This is a genomic window from Prosthecobacter sp. GW821-HT29F12, from assembly GCF_058803405.1.
On record NZ_CM179517.1, the window covers coordinates 1,243,100 to 1,258,982 of the forward strand.

The following is a 15,883-nucleotide window of genomic DNA, read 5'->3' on the forward strand; positions in this document are numbered from 1 at the left end:
TGTTGTCAGCCATGGCAGCTGGAAGGATGCAGTGCCGCCACCGACTAGCCTACTGCGCTGAAGCCCGCTCGATGATCCTCGCCACGTCTTCCTCCAGCAAAAAACCTTCTTCGTGGAGTTTCTTCGCCGCTTTCGCGAGACGGGAAAGGTAGGCTTCTCGTGTCGGATAGCGTTCTTCCAGTGAGAGACGCGGGTCGCCGGTCTTTTCGCGTTCAGCTTTGGTTTTGGCAAAGGGGAGGAACATGCCGTCGAGCGGCGAGAGCATCGTTTCAGCGCCTGCCTGCGGCGAGCGGAGGTTCCAGCCGGTGTAGGTGCCGCGCGGCACGGCCACCTCCGGGAGGACGATGCCGCTTGTTTCATTGCCATCGGCATTCACAGCTGGCAGCAGCGTGCGAAACGGCTTTCCGGCTTTGGGCGGGATGATGTCGGCGATGCCTTCGCTGTGAAAACGCGGTCCGAAATCAAGCCTCGGTGGCTGGTAGGCGTGCGTGGGCAGTTGGCAGCCCGGAATCTTGGGGAACTGCGACTTCCATTCATCAAAGCTCACCAGCGTGTGATCTTCCATGCGCGGATGGCGGCTAGGCGGCGGTGTTTTGCCATGCTTCACCCAATCGACGAGGTGCAGCAGCATGGCCCGCAGGACGGGGCCGCGATCATCGAGCGTGTTGCGCGGCTGCTGGCAGATGCCGGTGGTGCCGTCGCTCTTGCCGAGATGCTGCGCCCCTGCCACGAGGTACACGCGCACATCGTCGGGCAGCGTGAGATCGCCTTTCCCCTCCACATCGGTGTGCAGCAGCGAGGCGGCGCGGCTCCAGTATTCGGTGGAGGTTTGCGTGAAAAGCAGACGCGGCGTGTGGCCGGACTTTCGGGAACGGGCCAGCGAGTCTCCTGATGCGACCGTGACGGGATCCGTCTGCGGCAGCGGAGCCAGAGGGAAGAACTCGCTGCCGGAAAGATGCCCTTCGTGCTGCGTGCCGAACTCCGTGCTCATGCGGAAGCGATGGTTGAACATGCCCTTTCCGGAGCCCGCGACATGGATCAATGCGCCGTCGAAGACCGCGCGTCCCTGCTCGTCGGTATTCAGCCCCTCATGCAGGAAGTGATGAATGACCCGGCCCGACTGGGAGATGCCGAACACGCAGGCTTTTTGCACCGCGCCCGCCAGCGGATTTTCCTTCGCCTCGCCGTGACGGAAAAATGCCACGCAGTCTCGCAGGGCCGTGAGGCCGAGCCCGGTCACGCGAGGCTCCTTCGCCGTGTAAACGAGATCGTAGAGCCAGCCGGGGCGCAGACCGGCTTTCACATAAACATGCGTGGCATCCGGGATGAATTTCCCCTCCTCCATGCGGCCAAATGCCCACTCGCCGTGAGGAATCTCGATGCCTTCAGCATCGCGCTGCGGGCGCATCGTGAGCGTCGCGTCCGTGTTGTCGAGGCTTACGGATGGAAACGCCGCGCCGATGCCCCAAGGGCTCCACGAAAAGGCCCGGCTAAAGACTTTTTCCGTGGTGCTGATCTCCAGATGCGCCCGCCCGGTGATCGTCCGGCCGTCCTCGGTGGCCACCGGCAGTCCGCAGAGCAGACGCCGTGTGTCATCGGCCTGCACCTCGCCGTTCCAGCCGCACCACAGCACGGAAAAGCCGTGCTTCATGAGGAAGCCATGGCCCGCATGCGACTCGGACTTCGGATCGTTCGTGCGCTCGCCATCGTTGAAGGTCCAAAGAGCGAGCATGTTGCCGCGATTGTTCACGTCATAGAGCAGCACGCCGTTGCCCTTCGTGGCGTCGGTCGGTTTCAGCAGGAAGAAGTCCGCCCAGCTTTCCACGCGCCCTCCGGTGTTGCGCGGCGCACGCTGGAGGTCGCAGATGCGTTCGTTCGCCGCGTTGCGCGGGTCCGTTTCAAAATACATCCGCCCTTCAAGACGCTCATAGGCGCCTGCGGCCCCATAGACCTTGCCCGCTGCAAACGGCGAGCGTCCGGTGATCTCGATGCGGGTGACTTCCGCATGAGCCTGGCCGACGAAAAAAGCGACGGCGATGATTCGGGAGAAAAAGAAGCGCATCAGAAGGGCAGGGGGCTGTTGGGTGCCACGGAGTCTTTCGGCCAAGGGTTGGCAGCATTGAAGACGAGCATTTCTTCCTCTGTCTCGACCTTGGCAAAGGTTTCGTTGATCTGTTCCTCCTTGGCCCAGGCGCGCAGGCTGTTGAGTCCGAGGTGACGGATGAAAAACGGATAGGCGGCCAGCCGCTTGCTAGGCCCATAGTCGTGGCCCTCCAGCGGGAAGTGAGCGTTCACGACCTTGTCCGTGGCTCCGTAAAGGCTGTAGATGTGCTGGATGTAGCGGAACTCCACCTCCGGGGTGTGCTGGGTGTAGTCTGCGCCATTGGAAATGACGAGCTGAGGCCGTGGTGCGGTCATCGCAGCGATTTCGGCGTTGTTCGTCTTGTGGTTCGGCCCCCAATGAATGGGCATGCCGCTTTCACATGGGCAGCCGCCAAAGAAATGCGCGGACACCTGGCAGCTCGGCACCGCCACCGCGATGCGCTCATCCAGGGCAGAGGTGAGGAAGGTCTGCGTGGCACCGCCGGAGTTGCCGGTCATGCCGATGCGCTGGGGATCGACCCCTTCAATGGACGAGACGAAATCCAGTGCGCGAATGCAGTTCCACATGATCAAACGTTGAATCTCAGGCACTTTGCCATGATCCCAGCCCGCTTTTTTTGAGTCGCCATAACCTACCATGTCGTAGTGGAACACCACAGCGCCCATGCGGGCCAGCACTGCGCAGCGGGTCTGGCGCGATGGGAGAAAGCGGCCGCCGTGCCCGTGTGCGGACACGATGCCTGCATACGGTGCCTTCATCCCGAGAGGCCGATACAGCGTGCCGGTGATGTAGAAGCCGGGCCAGCTGCGGATGTAAACGCTCTCCGCCGTGTAGCCCTCGTAGGTGCGCTTGTTTGAGTACACGGGGTCCAGCGGCGGCTTCTCGGGCGGATTTGCCAGCCGTGCTCCTTCAAGGATGCCGCGACGAATGGCGGCCTTGCGCTTCTCCCAGCTCGCCAGATCGGGGGTGGCTTTTTTGAAGGCCTCCAGCTCGGCGATGGCTTCCGCCGGCGTCTGGGCCTGGCCCATCCGCAGATGCCACCCCTCGGGCAGCGGCTTCTGTCCCTCCGTTCCGAAGAGGGACTGCCCACACCAGCCGGACAGCAGCGCCGCTCCTGATTTATTGATGAATGAACGACGTGAGAAAGAAGTCGGTGCAGGGGGATGATTCATGGTGGGCGAGAATTTTCCAAAGCGGCGAGCAGACAAGATCGTGACGGCTGGTCAGACGAGGCATGATTCTACGCGCCTTGTGGGTGACGCTTATCGTGTCTATTGGAACCGCTGCACATTGTGGTATCGGCTGCGGAGCAAAAACGCTGACAAAAATCTCGTGGAAACTGGGTATTAACCCAATGCGCCTCTTTCTGCTCTCTTTGTTCATCGCAACCTCTGCTGCTGTTGCTTCGGCTTCAGATCTTCATGTGGGCGCGGCCACCGTTGACATCACGCCAGACCGCCCCGTGGCGCTGGACGGACAAATGCATGTGCGGATCTCTGAGAAACCCGAAACTCACATCTATGTCACCGCACTGGGACTGGAATCGCGCGAGGGAGACCGGGTGCTGGATCAGGCCATCATGATTTCCTGCGACATCGTGGCCATCCGCGAGGGGCTCATCAAGCTGGTCCGCGAGAAGGCCAAGGGCAGGCTGCCTGGATTTGATCTCAACAAGCTCGTCCTCAATGCCACGCACACTCACACCGCGCCGGTGACGATGAAGGGGGATCGCTACAGCCTGCTCGGCAAGAATGTGATGCTGCCCATGGAATACACCGATTTCCTGGTGGATCGCATCGTGGCGGCTGCGGCGCAAAGCTGGGAGCAGCGCAAGCCCGCCAAAGCAGGCTGGGGCCAGGGACAGGCCGTGATCGCTCAGAACCGCCGTGCGACCTACGCGGACGGAACCGCGAAAATGTACGGCCCCACCAATGTGCCGGAGTTTCGCGGCATCGAGGGCTACGAGGATCACAACCTCGAAGTGCTGTTCTTCTGGGATCTCAACAACAAGCTCATCGCCACGGCGGTGAACGTTCCATGTCCTTCCCAGGAAGTCGAGGGGCTCAAAGTGATCCACGCCGACTTCTGGGATCCGGTGCGCCGCCAGTTGCGCGAGCGTCATGGCAAGGATCTCCACATCCTGGCCTGGACCGGAGCCGGAGGAGACCAGGTGCCGCGCCCGATGTATGGCAAGGCGGCGGATGAGCGCATGCGCCGTCTCCGCGGCCTCACACGGCTGGAAGAAGTCGCCCGGCGTGTCGTGCGTGGCTGGGAGGAGGCGTATGAAGGCGCCAAACTGGAGCCGGTGACCGGCGCGGTGTTGCAGCACCACACAAAGAAGATCGACCTGCCTTGGCGCAAGGTGACTCAGAAGGAGCTGGCCGATGCGCAGAAGGCCGTCGAGCAATACAAGAACGACCCCAAGGAGCAGTGGAAGTATCTTTGGAACCAAGGAGTGGTGGATCGCTACGAAGCTGAGAAATCCGGGAAGGCAGGAGTCTTCCAGATGGAGCTGCATGCCCTGCGCCTCGGGGATGTGGCCATCGCCACCAATGAGTTTGAACTCTTCACCGACTACGGCGTGCAGATGAAGGCCCGCAGTCCTGCGGTGCAGACCTTTCTCATTCAGCTGACCGGCTCAGGCGGCTATCTGCCGACACCGCGTGCCGTGGCCGGGGGCAGCTACAGCGCCATCATTCAGAGCAGCCGGGTCGGCCCCGAAGGCGGCCAGGCGCTGGTGGATGAAACCGTGAAAGCCTTCAACGATCTATGGCCTGCGCAAGAAACTCCCAAAGCCGGCCAATGAAGCATCAAGCCCATCCTCTTTCCCGGCGGCAGCTTCTCGGCACGGCCCTCTCCGGTGCCGCAGTGCTTTGGAATAAACAGCGCCTGCACGCGGCTGATGCCGACCCACGAGTGCGCGGACCGTTTCCGATTCTCTCGACACCCTTCACGGAAAGCGGCGCGGTGGACTATGATGTGCTGGCGAATCAGGCGCGGTTTGTGGACTGGGGCGGCTGCCCTGGCATGATCTGGCCGCAGTCGGGCGACAGCGTGGACCTGCTGACGATGGAGGAGAAACTGCGCGGCATGGAGGTGCTGGCGGAGACCTCGCGCAGCTTCAAGACATCAGCGCTGTGCCTCGGCGTGCAGGGAAATGACACGGCGGAGATGCTCGTCTATGCGCGCCATGCTGAAAAGCTCGCGCCTGCAGCCATCATCTCACGTCCGCCAGACTCGGGACGCACGGAGGAGGACCTGCGGCAGTACTGGCGTGCACTGGCAGAGGTGGCGCAGCGCCCCGTCATCTTTCAAACGACAGGCGGCGTGGCTTACAAAGGGCCGGTGCCGTCCGTGAAGCTCATGATCGAGCTGGCAAAGGAGTTTCCACACTTCGGCTACATCAAGGAAGAGGCCGCGCCGATCATTGCCCGCACGCGCGAGCTGTGCGCGGCGAAACCGGTGATCCGCCGCGTCTTCAGCGCCCGGGGAGCGCATGGCTGGCTCTTCGAGTCCCACCTCGGCACCGAGGGGCTCATCACGGAGCGTGCGGTGTATGCGGATGTGCTGACGCGGCTCTGGCAGCTCATGGACAGCGGCAAAGACGCCGACACGGTGCGCGACATCCACGCGAAGCTGCTGCTGCTCTTCAACCTCGGCCAGCATCTCCCCGGCGGCGATCTGCGCGGCTTTCAGCTCCATCTGTGGAAAAAGCGCGGTGTGTTCAAAAACATGATCTCCCGCCAGTACGGCCCTGGGCGCGGCATTCCGGACAAGCCCATCTTTGCCGAGCTGGCGCTCACGGCCGACGAGATCGCGGAGATTGATTTCCGATTTGAAGCCTTGAGGCCGTATTTGAAGCCCAATCCACCGCGGTTCGACGCCGCCACCCAATGACCATGCACCTGAGGCTTCTCCTTTTTGTTTCCGTTCTTTCCGCCCTGCACGGCCTTCGCGCCGCTGGTGACTTTCATGCCACGGCCTGCGAGGGCACCTACCCGCGCCATCTCCAGGGCATCTGCACGGATGGCAAGAACAGCATCTACTGGTGCTGGACCGATGCGCTGGTGAAGACTGACGCCAACGGCCATGTGCTCAAGAAAGTGCCTGTGGCCAATCATCACGGAGATCTCTGCTACCACGACAGCCGCGTCTATGTGGCGACGAACCTCGGAAAGTTCAACCAGCCTGCCGGTGCGGCGGACTCGTGGGTCTATGTCTATGATGCCGACGCCCTCGCGGAGCTTGCGAAATATCGCCTGCCCGAGGTGGTGCACGGTGCGGGCGGCATGGAGTATCACGACGGGAAGTTCATCGTCATCGGCGGGCTTCCGCCCGGCGTGAACGAAAACTACCTTTACGAATACGACGAAAATTTTCGCTTTCAGAAACGCCACGTGCTCGCCAGCGGCTACACGCTCATGGGCATCCAGACTGTGGCCTATGCCAATGGCGCGTGGTGGTTTGGCTGCTATGGCAAGCCTGCGGTGCTGCTGCGGGCGGATGAAAAATTCCAGTTCACCGGCAAATGGGATTTCAACGCCTCCGTCGGCATCGCACCGATCAGCGGCGGCCGCTTCCTCCTGGCCCAAAACACCGCCATCAAAGGCGACGACGGCAAAACCAAGGCCAACCAGGCCCGCGTCGGCATCGTCCGCCCCGACGAAAAGGCCGGGCTGGTCATCGACAAGCCATGAACGCATTGACTCAACCATGAAAACCACGCTCATCTTCTGCCTCGCACTTTTTCCTATCGTCGCCCCGGCTCAGGACAAAGTCTTCAAAGCCGGCGCTGCCACCAGCAACATCACGCCACCGATCGGCATGACGATCGTGGGCAACTTTGCTCCGCAGCCCATCTCAAAGCAGGTTCACGACGAGCTGCATGTGCGCTGTCTGGCGCTTGATGATGGCAAGACGAAGCTCGTCTTTGCCGTGGCGGACAATCTTCATCTCGCACGTGATGTCTGGGACGAAGCCAGGAAGAAGCTGGAGGCCGACACGGGGATCCCGGCTTCTCACATGATGTTCTCCGCCACCCACACGCACTCCAGCGTGTCCGCCATCACCAACAAAGAGGCAGGGTTCGACTACCGCAGCCTCGTCATCTCCCGCGTGGTGGATGGCGTGAAGCGCGCGCTGAACAACCTGGAGCCTGCCCGCATTGCCTGGGGCACGGGCAAACTGCCGCAGTGGGTCGGCAACCGCCGCTGGATTCTGAAGGAAGGTGTCACCAATCCCAATCCCTTTGGCGGAGAAGACCGTGCTGTGATGAATCCGAGCAGCATGCTCATTTCGCGCATGGAAGGCCCCGCCGGCCCGACGAACCCCGAGGTCTATTGCCTCTCCCTGCAGGCCACTGATGGCCGCCAGATCGCGCTGCTGGCAAACTACTGGCTGCACTATGTCGGCGGCGTGCCGCGCGAGGATTTGTCGGCAGATTATTTCGGCGAGTTCTGCCGCCGCATCGAGCAGTCTCTCGGTGCGCCGTGCGTTGGCCTCCTTCCCAACGGTCCCTGCGGTGACGTGAACAGCAACGACTACAGCGGCAAAACACCCGCTGTAAATTACAAGCCGTATGAAAAGATCAAAGTCGTCGCAGGCGACCTCGCGCAGGAGGTGCTGCGTGTGCGAAAAAACCTCAAGTATCAAGACTGGGTGCCGTTGCAAGCTGCCGCCAGCGATCTGGAGCTCGCCGTGCGCCGCCCGACTCCAGAAATGGTGAAGTGGGCCGAAGCTGTGCTCGCCAAGCCGAAAGAAGCCACGCCCGTGCACCGCCTCGAACAGCCCTACGCCGAACGTGTGATGGAAGTGAAGAGAGCCACGCCCGACACGATCCAGGCTTACATTCAGGCCTTTCGCATCGGCGATCTCGGCATCACGTCCATTCCCTTCGAGGTCTTCACCGAAACCGGCCTCGAAATCAAAGCGAAGAGCCCCTTCAAGGACACCTTCACCATCGAGCTGGCCTCAGGCAGCAACGGCTATCTCCCCACACCGCGTCAGCACGACCTCGGCGGCTACGAGACCTGGCTCGGCACCAATCGCGTAGAACGCGAGGCGTCCGTCAAGATCACCGCAAAAGTCCTGGAACTGCTGCAGAGCGTGCATGCCGCACCATGAAACCCAGCTTACCAACGCCGCGCTGGTGTGCGTTGAACTGCGAATGAACAGAACGTGTTTGATCGGAAAACAACCCGAATGAAGTCCTTCCTTTATGCTCTCCTCGTGCTCGTGAGCGGTGCTCTCACCACCTTCGCGGCGCCACCCATCACCTGCCAGGCCGAGGCAAGCGGGCATCTCCAGGGATTCGATGCCGATGGCTCGTTTATCTACTGGTCGATGTTCACGAATCTTGTGAAGACGGACTTTGCCGGGCGCGTCGTTGCCGAGCGGGCTGTCGATCCGCATCATGGCGATTGCTGTGTGCACGACGGCAAAGTCTATGTGGCGACGCAGAACCGCACGAAGGAAAGGCGCGGCGTCTATATCAACGTCTATTCGTGTGACGACCTTCGGCCTGCGGGGGAGTTTACCATCAACTTTCCCTTCGAGGGCGGAATCGACGGCATCACCTATGCGGACGGTTTCTTCTACGTGGGAGAGGGGAAGCCGAAGGACAGCGAGCAGCCTTTCAACTGGGTCCATAAGTTCACGCCTGACTTCGTCGCCGTTGATAAGATCAAGGTTCCCGGTCAAACGACGTATGGCATTCAGACCATCACCTTTGCCCACGGATTCTTCTGGCTGGGCACTTACAGCAAAGAGCGGACCTACCAGTGCGCCCCCGACTTCAAACTCGTCACGCACCACGAAGTGGACATCTCTGTCGGCGCATTTGCCCTGCCGAAAGGCCCCGGCGGTGAACCCCGGCTGATGGTGGCTAAAAACATCAAAAAGGAGAACGGCCTCTGGACGGCATCGGCTGCTCCGGCGATCCTGAAAGATGGACGCCTCGTGATGGAAAAGTAGGCCCCGCAAGAATTCACGTGCTCCAAAGAAACAAGGGCCGCAAACTCTGTCGGGCACGGTTTCAAAAACCAGGATACTTCTTCAACATCTCCCCGATTCCTCATGCAAACTGAAGCACGCAGCTCTGACCTCCAACTCGGCACCTGGTTGCAGACCGGCTCTCCCATTGTTGCCGAGCTCGCTGACCTGAGCGGCTTCGACTGGTTGCTCATCGACCTTGAGCACGGCTGCGGCACGGAGGCGGCGGTGCTTTCTCAAATCCAGGTGATTCGCCATGCCGCCGCCATCGTTAGGGTCGGCGCGCCGCATCCTGAGCTCATCGCGCGTTCGCTGGACTGGGGCGCGGCCGGCATCATGGTGCCGATGGTGTCCACCGCTGAGAAGGCGGCCGCCTGTGTGCGTGCCATGCGCTATCCACCACATGGCGACCGCGGCCTGGCTGGCATGGTGAGGGCGTATGATTACGGCCTCCATCGCGACATGCGGCAGCCTGTTTTCTATGCGCAGATCGAGACCATCGAAGGCGTGGAAAACGCGCGGGCCATTGCCGCCGTGGACGGTGTGGATGTGCTCTTCATCGGGCCGATGGATTTGAAACTCCAGCTTCAGTCCTACCCGGAGCGCGCCCGTCTCGACTTTGCCGCCTGCCTGCGGGAGGTCGCGTCTGCGGCCCGGGAGGCTGGCAAGGCCTGTGGTCTGCTCTGCCGCCAGACGGATGATTTTTCGGAGCTGCAAGCGCTCGGCTTCACCCACCTCGCCATCGAGACGGACATCACGCTCCTGCGTGAGAGCTACCGCAATGTCATTCAACCTCTTCGCGGAAAGAAAGCATGAATCCGAGAGCCCTGATTGTGTTATCCGCCCTGTTGCAAGCTTCAGGCATGGGGCTGCACGCGAATGATGGCAGGCCGGTGCTGCAGCTGGACTTTGGGCAGGAGGAGTCGGCTCCGTTGATTGCAGTGGGCGGGGTGGTGCGGGATCAGGCGGGACCGCGTCCGCCGGAGTTTCCAGACTTTGAGGCGGACAACACGGCCATTCAGTTGCAGGGAAAAGGCTCGCGCTACGAGATCAAGGACACGGGAGCGCAGAGCCCGTTCGATTTCACGAATGGCGATGCCATCACGCTGGAGACGTGGGTGAAGGTGGACAAGATCAGCCCCGGGCAGCCGGTGTATCTGGTCGGCAAGGGACGCACCAACTCGCCGCATTTCGCGCGCAACAATCAAAACTGGTCGCTGCGGGTCATCGGCGGGAGCGAGGGGCTGGCGCACCTGAGTTTTCTTTTTGCCAGTGCTCCTGCGCCCGGTGGTGGAAACACCTGGCACCTCTGGAACTCGGCGGCGTCCTTTCAGGTCAAAACGGGCTGGCATCATGTGGCGGTGGCCTACGAATTTGGCAGGCCGGAAACGATGCGCGGATGGATCGACGGCGTGGTGACTGATGGCGTCTGGAGTGTGGACGGAGCCACCACGAAGGCGCCCGTGGTGGATGATGACGATGTCTGGATCGGCTCATCGCTGGGCGGCAGCGCGGGGAACAGTCTCCAGGGCTTTCTGGATGGTCTGGCCATCCATCGCCGCGCTCTGGGCGATGCGGAGATCGCGAAACATTGCCGACGCACGGGAGGCCCGCTGGTGGTGCTGCCTGAGAAACCGGAGATGCCGAAACTGGGACCTATCACCGATGGAAAGGTGCTCGTGCAGTTCAGCGAGGGGCTCCCCGCCTTCAACCGCTGGCCCGCCAAGGCGGAGCTGCCAGCGGAGACGGACCGCTGGATGAGCGATGCGTTCCTGCTGCCGCGTGTGTCGCTGCGCTACGATGACTGGGGCATCCGCTCGGAGTGGAAATCGCCGTTGCTGCTGCGGATGGCGGCGGATGTGGCGTTGCCAGAGGGATCGCGGCGGTTTCTGCTGCGGGCTCGTGCGCTGGCCCGGCTGTGGGTGGATGGCGTGATGATCGCCGAGACGAAACCGGCCGATGGTAGCACGCCAAACGGACACGATGACGTCACACCGCTGGCGACGCCACCGCTGTCTGGTCTGCGCGTGAAGGACTATCATCATCAGGAGGTGTTTGGCACGGCGCAGCTTCGCGGAGGCAAAGGGCGCATTGTCTTGGAAGTGGTGGTCGGTGGCAAAAATCAGCGCACTGAAACCGGCGAGCTGTGCGTGGCCATCGAGACGGAGGACGGCAAGTCGTTTGCCATTCTCCGCGCTGGCAGCAAGCCCGGCCTGGCATTGACCGATGCAGCGGTGGAGCCTGTGCTGGCGCAAATGGAGAAAGCCCTGTCTGATCTGGATGACACTCATCGGCGGACTGCCTCACGCTCGCGCGATGCATTCTGGCAAAAACGCCACGACCTCGCCCGCGAGTGGGTGGCGCAAAATCCCGCGCCTGCTCCCCCCAAGGGCGGTCACCCCATTGATGCCTTCATCGAGGCGAAGATCGCCGCCGCCGTTGCATCAAACGCCGCTGCGTCCGGCGACTCGGGCGCTTTTCAAAAAGACATCCTGCCCATCCTCCAGGAGAAGTGCTTCCGCTGCCACGGCGAAAAGGACAAAGGCGGACTGAAGCTGACCTCGCGAGCAGCGGCATTGCACGGAGGCGATTCGGAGATTCCCTCGATCGTGCCGGGCAAACCGGAGGCCAGCGAGATGATCGTGCGCCTGCGCTCGGAGGACGATTCGCTCGTCATGCCGCCATCGGGCGAACCGCTGGGCAAGGCGCAGATCGCGAAGCTGGAGACGTGGATTCGTGAGGGAGCTGTCTGGCCTGCCACGCCGGTTGCGTCCGGGAAGCTCGCCAGGTCAGCGCTCACCAGCGACGAGGCCTTTCTCCGCCGCATCAGCCTCGATCTCATCGGCCTGCCGCCCACGGTGGCAGAAGCGCGTGCATTTCTCGCTGACTCCGCGCCCGACAAACGTACGCGCCTGATTGAGCGCCTGCTCTCAGATGTTCGTGGCGCTGAGCATCAGATGGCTGGCTGGCTTGATGTGCTCGCCGAGAATCCGACGCTCATCAACGCCTCACTCAACAGCACCGGGCCGTTTCGCTGGTTCCTGCTCGATGCGTTGCGCGATGGCAGGAGCCTCGACCGCATGGTCACCGAGCTGCTGATGATGCGCGGTGATGTCGGGCGCGGCGGCAGCGTGGGTTTCGGTCTCGCAGGGGAAAATGACGCGCCCTTTGCCACGAAGGGCCACATCATCGCGGCCGCGTTTCTGGGCATCGAGCTGCAGTGCGCGCGCTGCCATGATTCGCCCTACCACAGCACCACGCAGCGCGATCTTTATTCGCTCGCGGCGATGCTCTCGCGCAAGACGGTGACGGTGCCCGCCACGAGCCGGGTGCCCGCCGGTTTCTTCGAGAAGAAGGGCCGCGAGTCTCTCATCAAAGTCACGCTCAAGCCCGACGAACCTGTCACGCCCGAGTGGCCCTTTGCTGCCGCCACGGGCACGGCTGATGGGAGCCGCATCGACCGCCTGATGGACGATCCGAAGGACACCCGCGAGCGTTTTGCCGCGCTCGTCACCGCGCCGGAGAACCGGCGCTTTGCGCGTGTCTTTGTGAACCGCATCTGGAAGCGGCTCATGGGCGCAGGCTTTGTCGAGCCTGCCCACGACTGGGAAGGCCGCGATGCCAGCCACCCTGAGCTGCTCGACTGGCTGGCCGCTGATTTTGTCGCACACGATTACGATCTCCGGCATCTGCTGCGGCTCATCGTGACCTCCTCCGCTTATCAGCGTGAACCCACGTCTGACAACCTCGCCGCGCTGCCAGCCAACGAGCGCTTTTTCAGCGCGCCGGGGCGGCGGCGGCTCACAGCGGAAGAGATCGTGGATTCGCTGCACTTCGCCGCAGGAAAGGCCATCGACTCCGAGGAGATCACCTTCGTCCATGATGGCCGTCATGCGCTGGAGCGTAGGCAGACGCTCGGTGTGCCGCAGCGCGCGTGGATGTTCGCCAGTCTGAACAACGAACGCGACCGCCCCAGCCTGGCCCTGCCTCACGCGCAAACAACGGTGGATGTACTTGAGGCCTTTGGGTGGAACGGCTCGCGGCAGATGCCCATCTTTGATCGTCCCACGGACCCAAATCTCCTCCAGCCTGGCATCCTCGCGAATGGCACGCTGGTGCAGTCGCTCTCCCGCGCCTCATGGCGCAGCGAGCTGGCCGATCTCGCAGTGCAGGCGGACTCGCCCGATGCGCTCATCGAGGAAGTCTTCCTGCGCTTCCTCAGCCGCAAGCCGCGCACTGCGGAGCGCGATGCCTTCCTGCCCGCACTTCGCGAAGGCTTCGCCGCGCGGCTCGTCCCTGCCGCCGGGCAATCCACGCCCAAAGCCGCCGAACCACTGCCGCTGGTGACGTGGCTGAATCACGTGAGTCCCGAAGCCAACTCCATTCAGATCGAAGTCGAAAAACGCGTCCGCCAAGGACCGCCACCTGACCCACGCCTGCGCAGTGCCTGGCGGGAGATTTACGAAGACCTCGTCTGGAGTCTGATCAATGACCGCGAGTTTGTGTGGAAACCTTGAACTTACTTTTTTGATGAAACGCCGTCACTTTCTCCACTCCACAGCATCGATTGCAGGTGCCTCCTTGCTTGCTCGTCCTATCGAAGCCGCTCAGGGGCTCATCCAGGGGAAGGCCGAGCACGTCATCTCCATCTGGCTCGGAGGTGGCATGGCCCAGACGGACACCTTTGATCCGAAACGGCGCGGCGATCCGCAGGCGAAGAAGGCCGGCTCCTACTACGACTCCATCGACACGGCGGTGCGCGGCGTTCGTGTGTGCGAGCATCTGCGCAATGTCGCACCGCTCATGGAGCGCGTGACGGCGGTGCGCACCGTGCATCACGATGTCATTGATGAGCACGCCGCGGCCACCAACCGCATGCACACCGGCCGTCCGATCAGCGGCACGATCAGCTATCCTTCCATCGGCTCACTCATTACCCACCAGCGCGGTCCCGCCTCAGACGAAGCGCCGCCCTATGTGATCATTGGCTATCCGAACGTCACACGCGGCCCCGGCTTTCTTGGGGCGCAGTCCGGGTATCTTTATCTCACGGATACCAGTCGCGGCCCGGCAGGTCTCTCCCGCCCGCCTGATGTCAGCACCGAGCGTCAGCAACGCCGGGGGCAGTTCCTCTCCGCGCTTCAAGCCAGCGCACCTCCGACCAGCGACCCGAGGCTGAAGAGCTACGATGCCGCCATCGAGCAAAGCCTGAAGTTCAGCGGGCCGGCGTTCAACCGCGTCTTCCAGCTCGACGAGGAGCCCGCTGCGCTGCGCCAGCGCTACGGCGGTGAGTTTGGCCAGCGCTGCCTGCTCAGCCGCAGACTGGTCGAGCAGGGGGTGCGTTTTGTCGAAGTCTCGCACAACCTGAACTTCCTCAACGGCACCGGCTGGGACGCACACAACCAGGGCATCTTGAAACAGCACGAGCTGATCAAGGAGCTCGACGGCGCCGTCGCCGCGCTCATCACCGATCTCGAAAGCCGTCGGCTGCTCGACAAGACGCTCATCGTCATCACCACCGAGTTCGGTCGTCCGCCCGAGTTTGACGGCGGCGGCGGGCGCGGACATCAGGGCAGCGCCTTCACCTGTGTGCTGGCCGGAGGCGGCCTGCGCCACTGCGGAGCCTGGGGCGAGACCGATGATCTAGCCAAAAAGATCGTCACGAATCCCGTCAGCGTGCCCGACTTCTTCGCCACCATCTGCGCCGCTGTCGGCGTGGATTACACCGCCAGCCTTCACGACGGCGACCGCCCTGTGCCGATCACGGATCAGGGCAGTCCGATCGCAGCCCTGTTCGCTTAGCGTGCAGAATTAACACGCACAACTGCCCCCGCCGGGTGCTTAAGTAGCACTCGTCATGTGTTCGGAGCTTTCAACCTCAACATGCATTCGCTACGCAGCTCCGCAGATCTCCCGGCATGTTTGCCTCAAATGATTCAAGAGCGCACACCAGCGAACATGCCGAAACCCACAAGGATGGAACTACGGATCAGAAGGTTTCAGCTTCGAATCCTGACCAGTGCGCCATTCATCAACGATGAGTCTTGTTTTTTGTGGGCGCTCCTCTTGAAGCTCCTTGGTGCCTTTCTGCCAGGACAAGGTCTGCCGGGCAAACCACAACCAGGCATACATCACGGCAAACCCCAGCCGCTGCCACAGGCCATGATGGCGTGTGGCATGATCGCCGATCCAGAACAGCGCCGCCATCACCATCACCGCACCGAAGGTCCGCCATCCGAAGCGGCGCTGCTGTGGGGAGGCCACCATGCCGGCGGCAATGCAGAAAATGCCTGCGAGGCCCATGCTGATGACAAGACGGATGGCACGATAGTGAACATCCGCGTAAGCGTCCGCCATGCCATGCTCATAGGGCGTGTGTGAAGTGTGGGAGGTGAACCACCATGTGGGTGTCCACCATTCATGCGCCGGCGGTGGCGGCTGTTCGACACGTCGCATCGGCGCGTAGGCCACGAAGAAGTTGCCCATCGCTGTGGCGGCGAGCAGAAGACTGCCGGCGAGAATGAGAACGTTTCCCTCGCTCCGCTGCAGAAAGGCCAGCGCCAGCAGGAACAGCAGCAGGGCGAAGGCAAAGCTGGCGACGATGAGCCAGGGCCAGTGCGGCGCCTTCTTCATGTACTCCGTGACGTAGCTGTCGATCAAGCTCAAGCCGCCGGCTTCGCCACCCATATGACCATAAATCAAAGTTCCCAGCGTGACGATCAGGCAGAGGACAATGCCGGAATCGATGAGTCGTGAAAGCAACGGACGGTCATTCATGGGACGCGGGAG

11 protein-coding genes are annotated in these 15,883 nt (G+C 62.1%); 8 read left to right on the plus strand and 3 right to left on the minus strand.

The window, feature by feature from the left end; genetic code table 11:
- Nucleotides 1-49: 49 nt before the first annotated feature.
- Entirely contained in the window at nucleotides 50-2,062 is a 2,013-nt protein-coding gene (locus AC3RLQ_RS05190; protein ID WP_493034980.1) for an alpha/beta hydrolase domain-containing protein, read from the minus strand.
- Complete coding sequence (locus AC3RLQ_RS05195) at nucleotides 2,062-3,276, minus strand: alpha/beta hydrolase family protein (protein WP_493034982.1); 1,215 nt, start codon at nucleotides 3,274-3,276, stop codon at nucleotides 2,062-2,064. The genes AC3RLQ_RS05190 and AC3RLQ_RS05195 overlap by 1 nt, the downstream gene beginning before the upstream one ends.
- Before the next feature lie 182 nt (nucleotides 3,277-3,458).
- On the opposite strand from AC3RLQ_RS05195, the gene AC3RLQ_RS05200 reads away from it, so the two are divergent.
- The 8 genes from AC3RLQ_RS05200 to AC3RLQ_RS05235 all read left to right on the plus strand — a co-directional run bounded on the left by AC3RLQ_RS05200 (nucleotide 3,459) and on the right by AC3RLQ_RS05235 (nucleotide 14,896).
- Nucleotides 3,459-4,910: a hypothetical protein gene (locus tag AC3RLQ_RS05200; RefSeq protein ID WP_493034984.1), complete on the plus strand. Its 1,452-nt coding sequence runs from the start codon at nucleotides 3,459-3,461 to the stop codon at nucleotides 4,908-4,910.
- Nucleotides 4,907-6,001 (plus strand): dihydrodipicolinate synthase family protein, encoded by a 1,095-nt coding sequence (locus tag AC3RLQ_RS05205; RefSeq protein ID WP_493034986.1) that lies wholly within the window; start codon nucleotides 4,907-4,909, stop codon nucleotides 5,999-6,001. The genes AC3RLQ_RS05200 and AC3RLQ_RS05205 overlap by 4 nt, the downstream gene beginning before the upstream one ends.
- A gap of 2 nt (nucleotides 6,002-6,003) precedes the next feature.
- Nucleotides 6,004-6,801, plus strand: a complete 798-nt coding sequence (locus AC3RLQ_RS05210) for a hypothetical protein (protein WP_493034988.1) — start codon at nucleotides 6,004-6,006, stop codon at nucleotides 6,799-6,801.
- Between the two features lie 16 nt (nucleotides 6,802-6,817).
- Complete coding sequence (locus tag AC3RLQ_RS05215; RefSeq protein WP_493034990.1) at nucleotides 6,818-8,227, plus strand: hypothetical protein; 1,410 nt, start codon at nucleotides 6,818-6,820, stop codon at nucleotides 8,225-8,227.
- A gap of 78 nt (nucleotides 8,228-8,305) precedes the next feature.
- Nucleotides 8,306-9,076, plus strand: a complete 771-nt coding sequence (locus tag AC3RLQ_RS05220; RefSeq protein ID WP_493034992.1) for a hypothetical protein — start codon at nucleotides 8,306-8,308, stop codon at nucleotides 9,074-9,076.
- A gap of 102 nt (nucleotides 9,077-9,178) precedes the next feature.
- Entirely contained in the window at nucleotides 9,179-9,910 is a 732-nt protein-coding gene (locus tag AC3RLQ_RS05225; RefSeq protein WP_493034994.1) for an HpcH/HpaI aldolase family protein, read from the plus strand.
- Nucleotides 9,907-13,611, plus strand: a complete 3,705-nt coding sequence (locus AC3RLQ_RS05230) for a DUF1553 domain-containing protein (RefSeq protein ID WP_493034996.1) — start codon at nucleotides 9,907-9,909, stop codon at nucleotides 13,609-13,611. The genes AC3RLQ_RS05225 and AC3RLQ_RS05230 overlap by 4 nt, the downstream gene beginning before the upstream one ends.
- Before the next feature lie 13 nt (nucleotides 13,612-13,624).
- On the plus strand, nucleotides 13,625-14,896 hold the full coding sequence (locus tag AC3RLQ_RS05235; RefSeq protein WP_493034998.1) for a DUF1501 domain-containing protein: 1,272 nt from the start codon (nucleotides 13,625-13,627) through the stop codon (nucleotides 14,894-14,896).
- A 180-nt stretch (nucleotides 14,897-15,076) separates the two neighbouring features.
- Here AC3RLQ_RS05235 and AC3RLQ_RS05240 read toward each other — a convergent pair whose 3' ends face one another.
- The gene (locus AC3RLQ_RS05240) at nucleotides 15,077-15,871 is read right to left on the minus strand and encodes a hypothetical protein (protein ID WP_493035000.1); all 795 of its coding nucleotides are present in this window, start codon (nucleotides 15,869-15,871) and stop codon (nucleotides 15,077-15,079) included.
- Between the last annotated feature and the right edge of the window lie 12 nt (nucleotides 15,872-15,883).

What these genes read in the sequence shown, in the direction of transcription:
- AC3RLQ_RS05190 (WP_493034980.1), bottom strand. Translation starts at nt 2,062, where the DNA reads ATGCGCTTCTTTTTCTCCCGAATCATCGCCGTCGCTTTTTTCGTCGGC.
- AC3RLQ_RS05195 (WP_493034982.1), bottom strand. Translation starts at nt 3,276, where the DNA reads ATGAATCATCCCCCTGCACCGACTTCTTTCTCACGTCGTTCATTCATC.
- AC3RLQ_RS05200 (WP_493034984.1), top strand. Translation starts at nt 3,459, where the DNA reads ATGCGCCTCTTTCTGCTCTCTTTGTTCATCGCAACCTCTGCTGCTGTT.
- AC3RLQ_RS05205 (WP_493034986.1), top strand. Translation starts at nt 4,907, where the DNA reads ATGAAGCATCAAGCCCATCCTCTTTCCCGGCGGCAGCTTCTCGGCACG.
- AC3RLQ_RS05210 (WP_493034988.1), top strand. Translation starts at nt 6,004, where the DNA reads ATGCACCTGAGGCTTCTCCTTTTTGTTTCCGTTCTTTCCGCCCTGCAC.
- AC3RLQ_RS05215 (WP_493034990.1), top strand. Translation starts at nt 6,818, where the DNA reads ATGAAAACCACGCTCATCTTCTGCCTCGCACTTTTTCCTATCGTCGCC.
- AC3RLQ_RS05220 (WP_493034992.1), top strand. Translation starts at nt 8,306, where the DNA reads ATGAAGTCCTTCCTTTATGCTCTCCTCGTGCTCGTGAGCGGTGCTCTC.
- AC3RLQ_RS05225 (WP_493034994.1), top strand. Translation starts at nt 9,179, where the DNA reads ATGCAAACTGAAGCACGCAGCTCTGACCTCCAACTCGGCACCTGGTTG.
- AC3RLQ_RS05230 (WP_493034996.1), top strand. Translation starts at nt 9,907, where the DNA reads ATGAATCCGAGAGCCCTGATTGTGTTATCCGCCCTGTTGCAAGCTTCA.
- AC3RLQ_RS05235 (WP_493034998.1), top strand. Translation starts at nt 13,625, where the DNA reads ATGAAACGCCGTCACTTTCTCCACTCCACAGCATCGATTGCAGGTGCC.
- AC3RLQ_RS05240 (WP_493035000.1), bottom strand. Translation starts at nt 15,871, where the DNA reads ATGAATGACCGTCCGTTGCTTTCACGACTCATCGATTCCGGCATTGTC.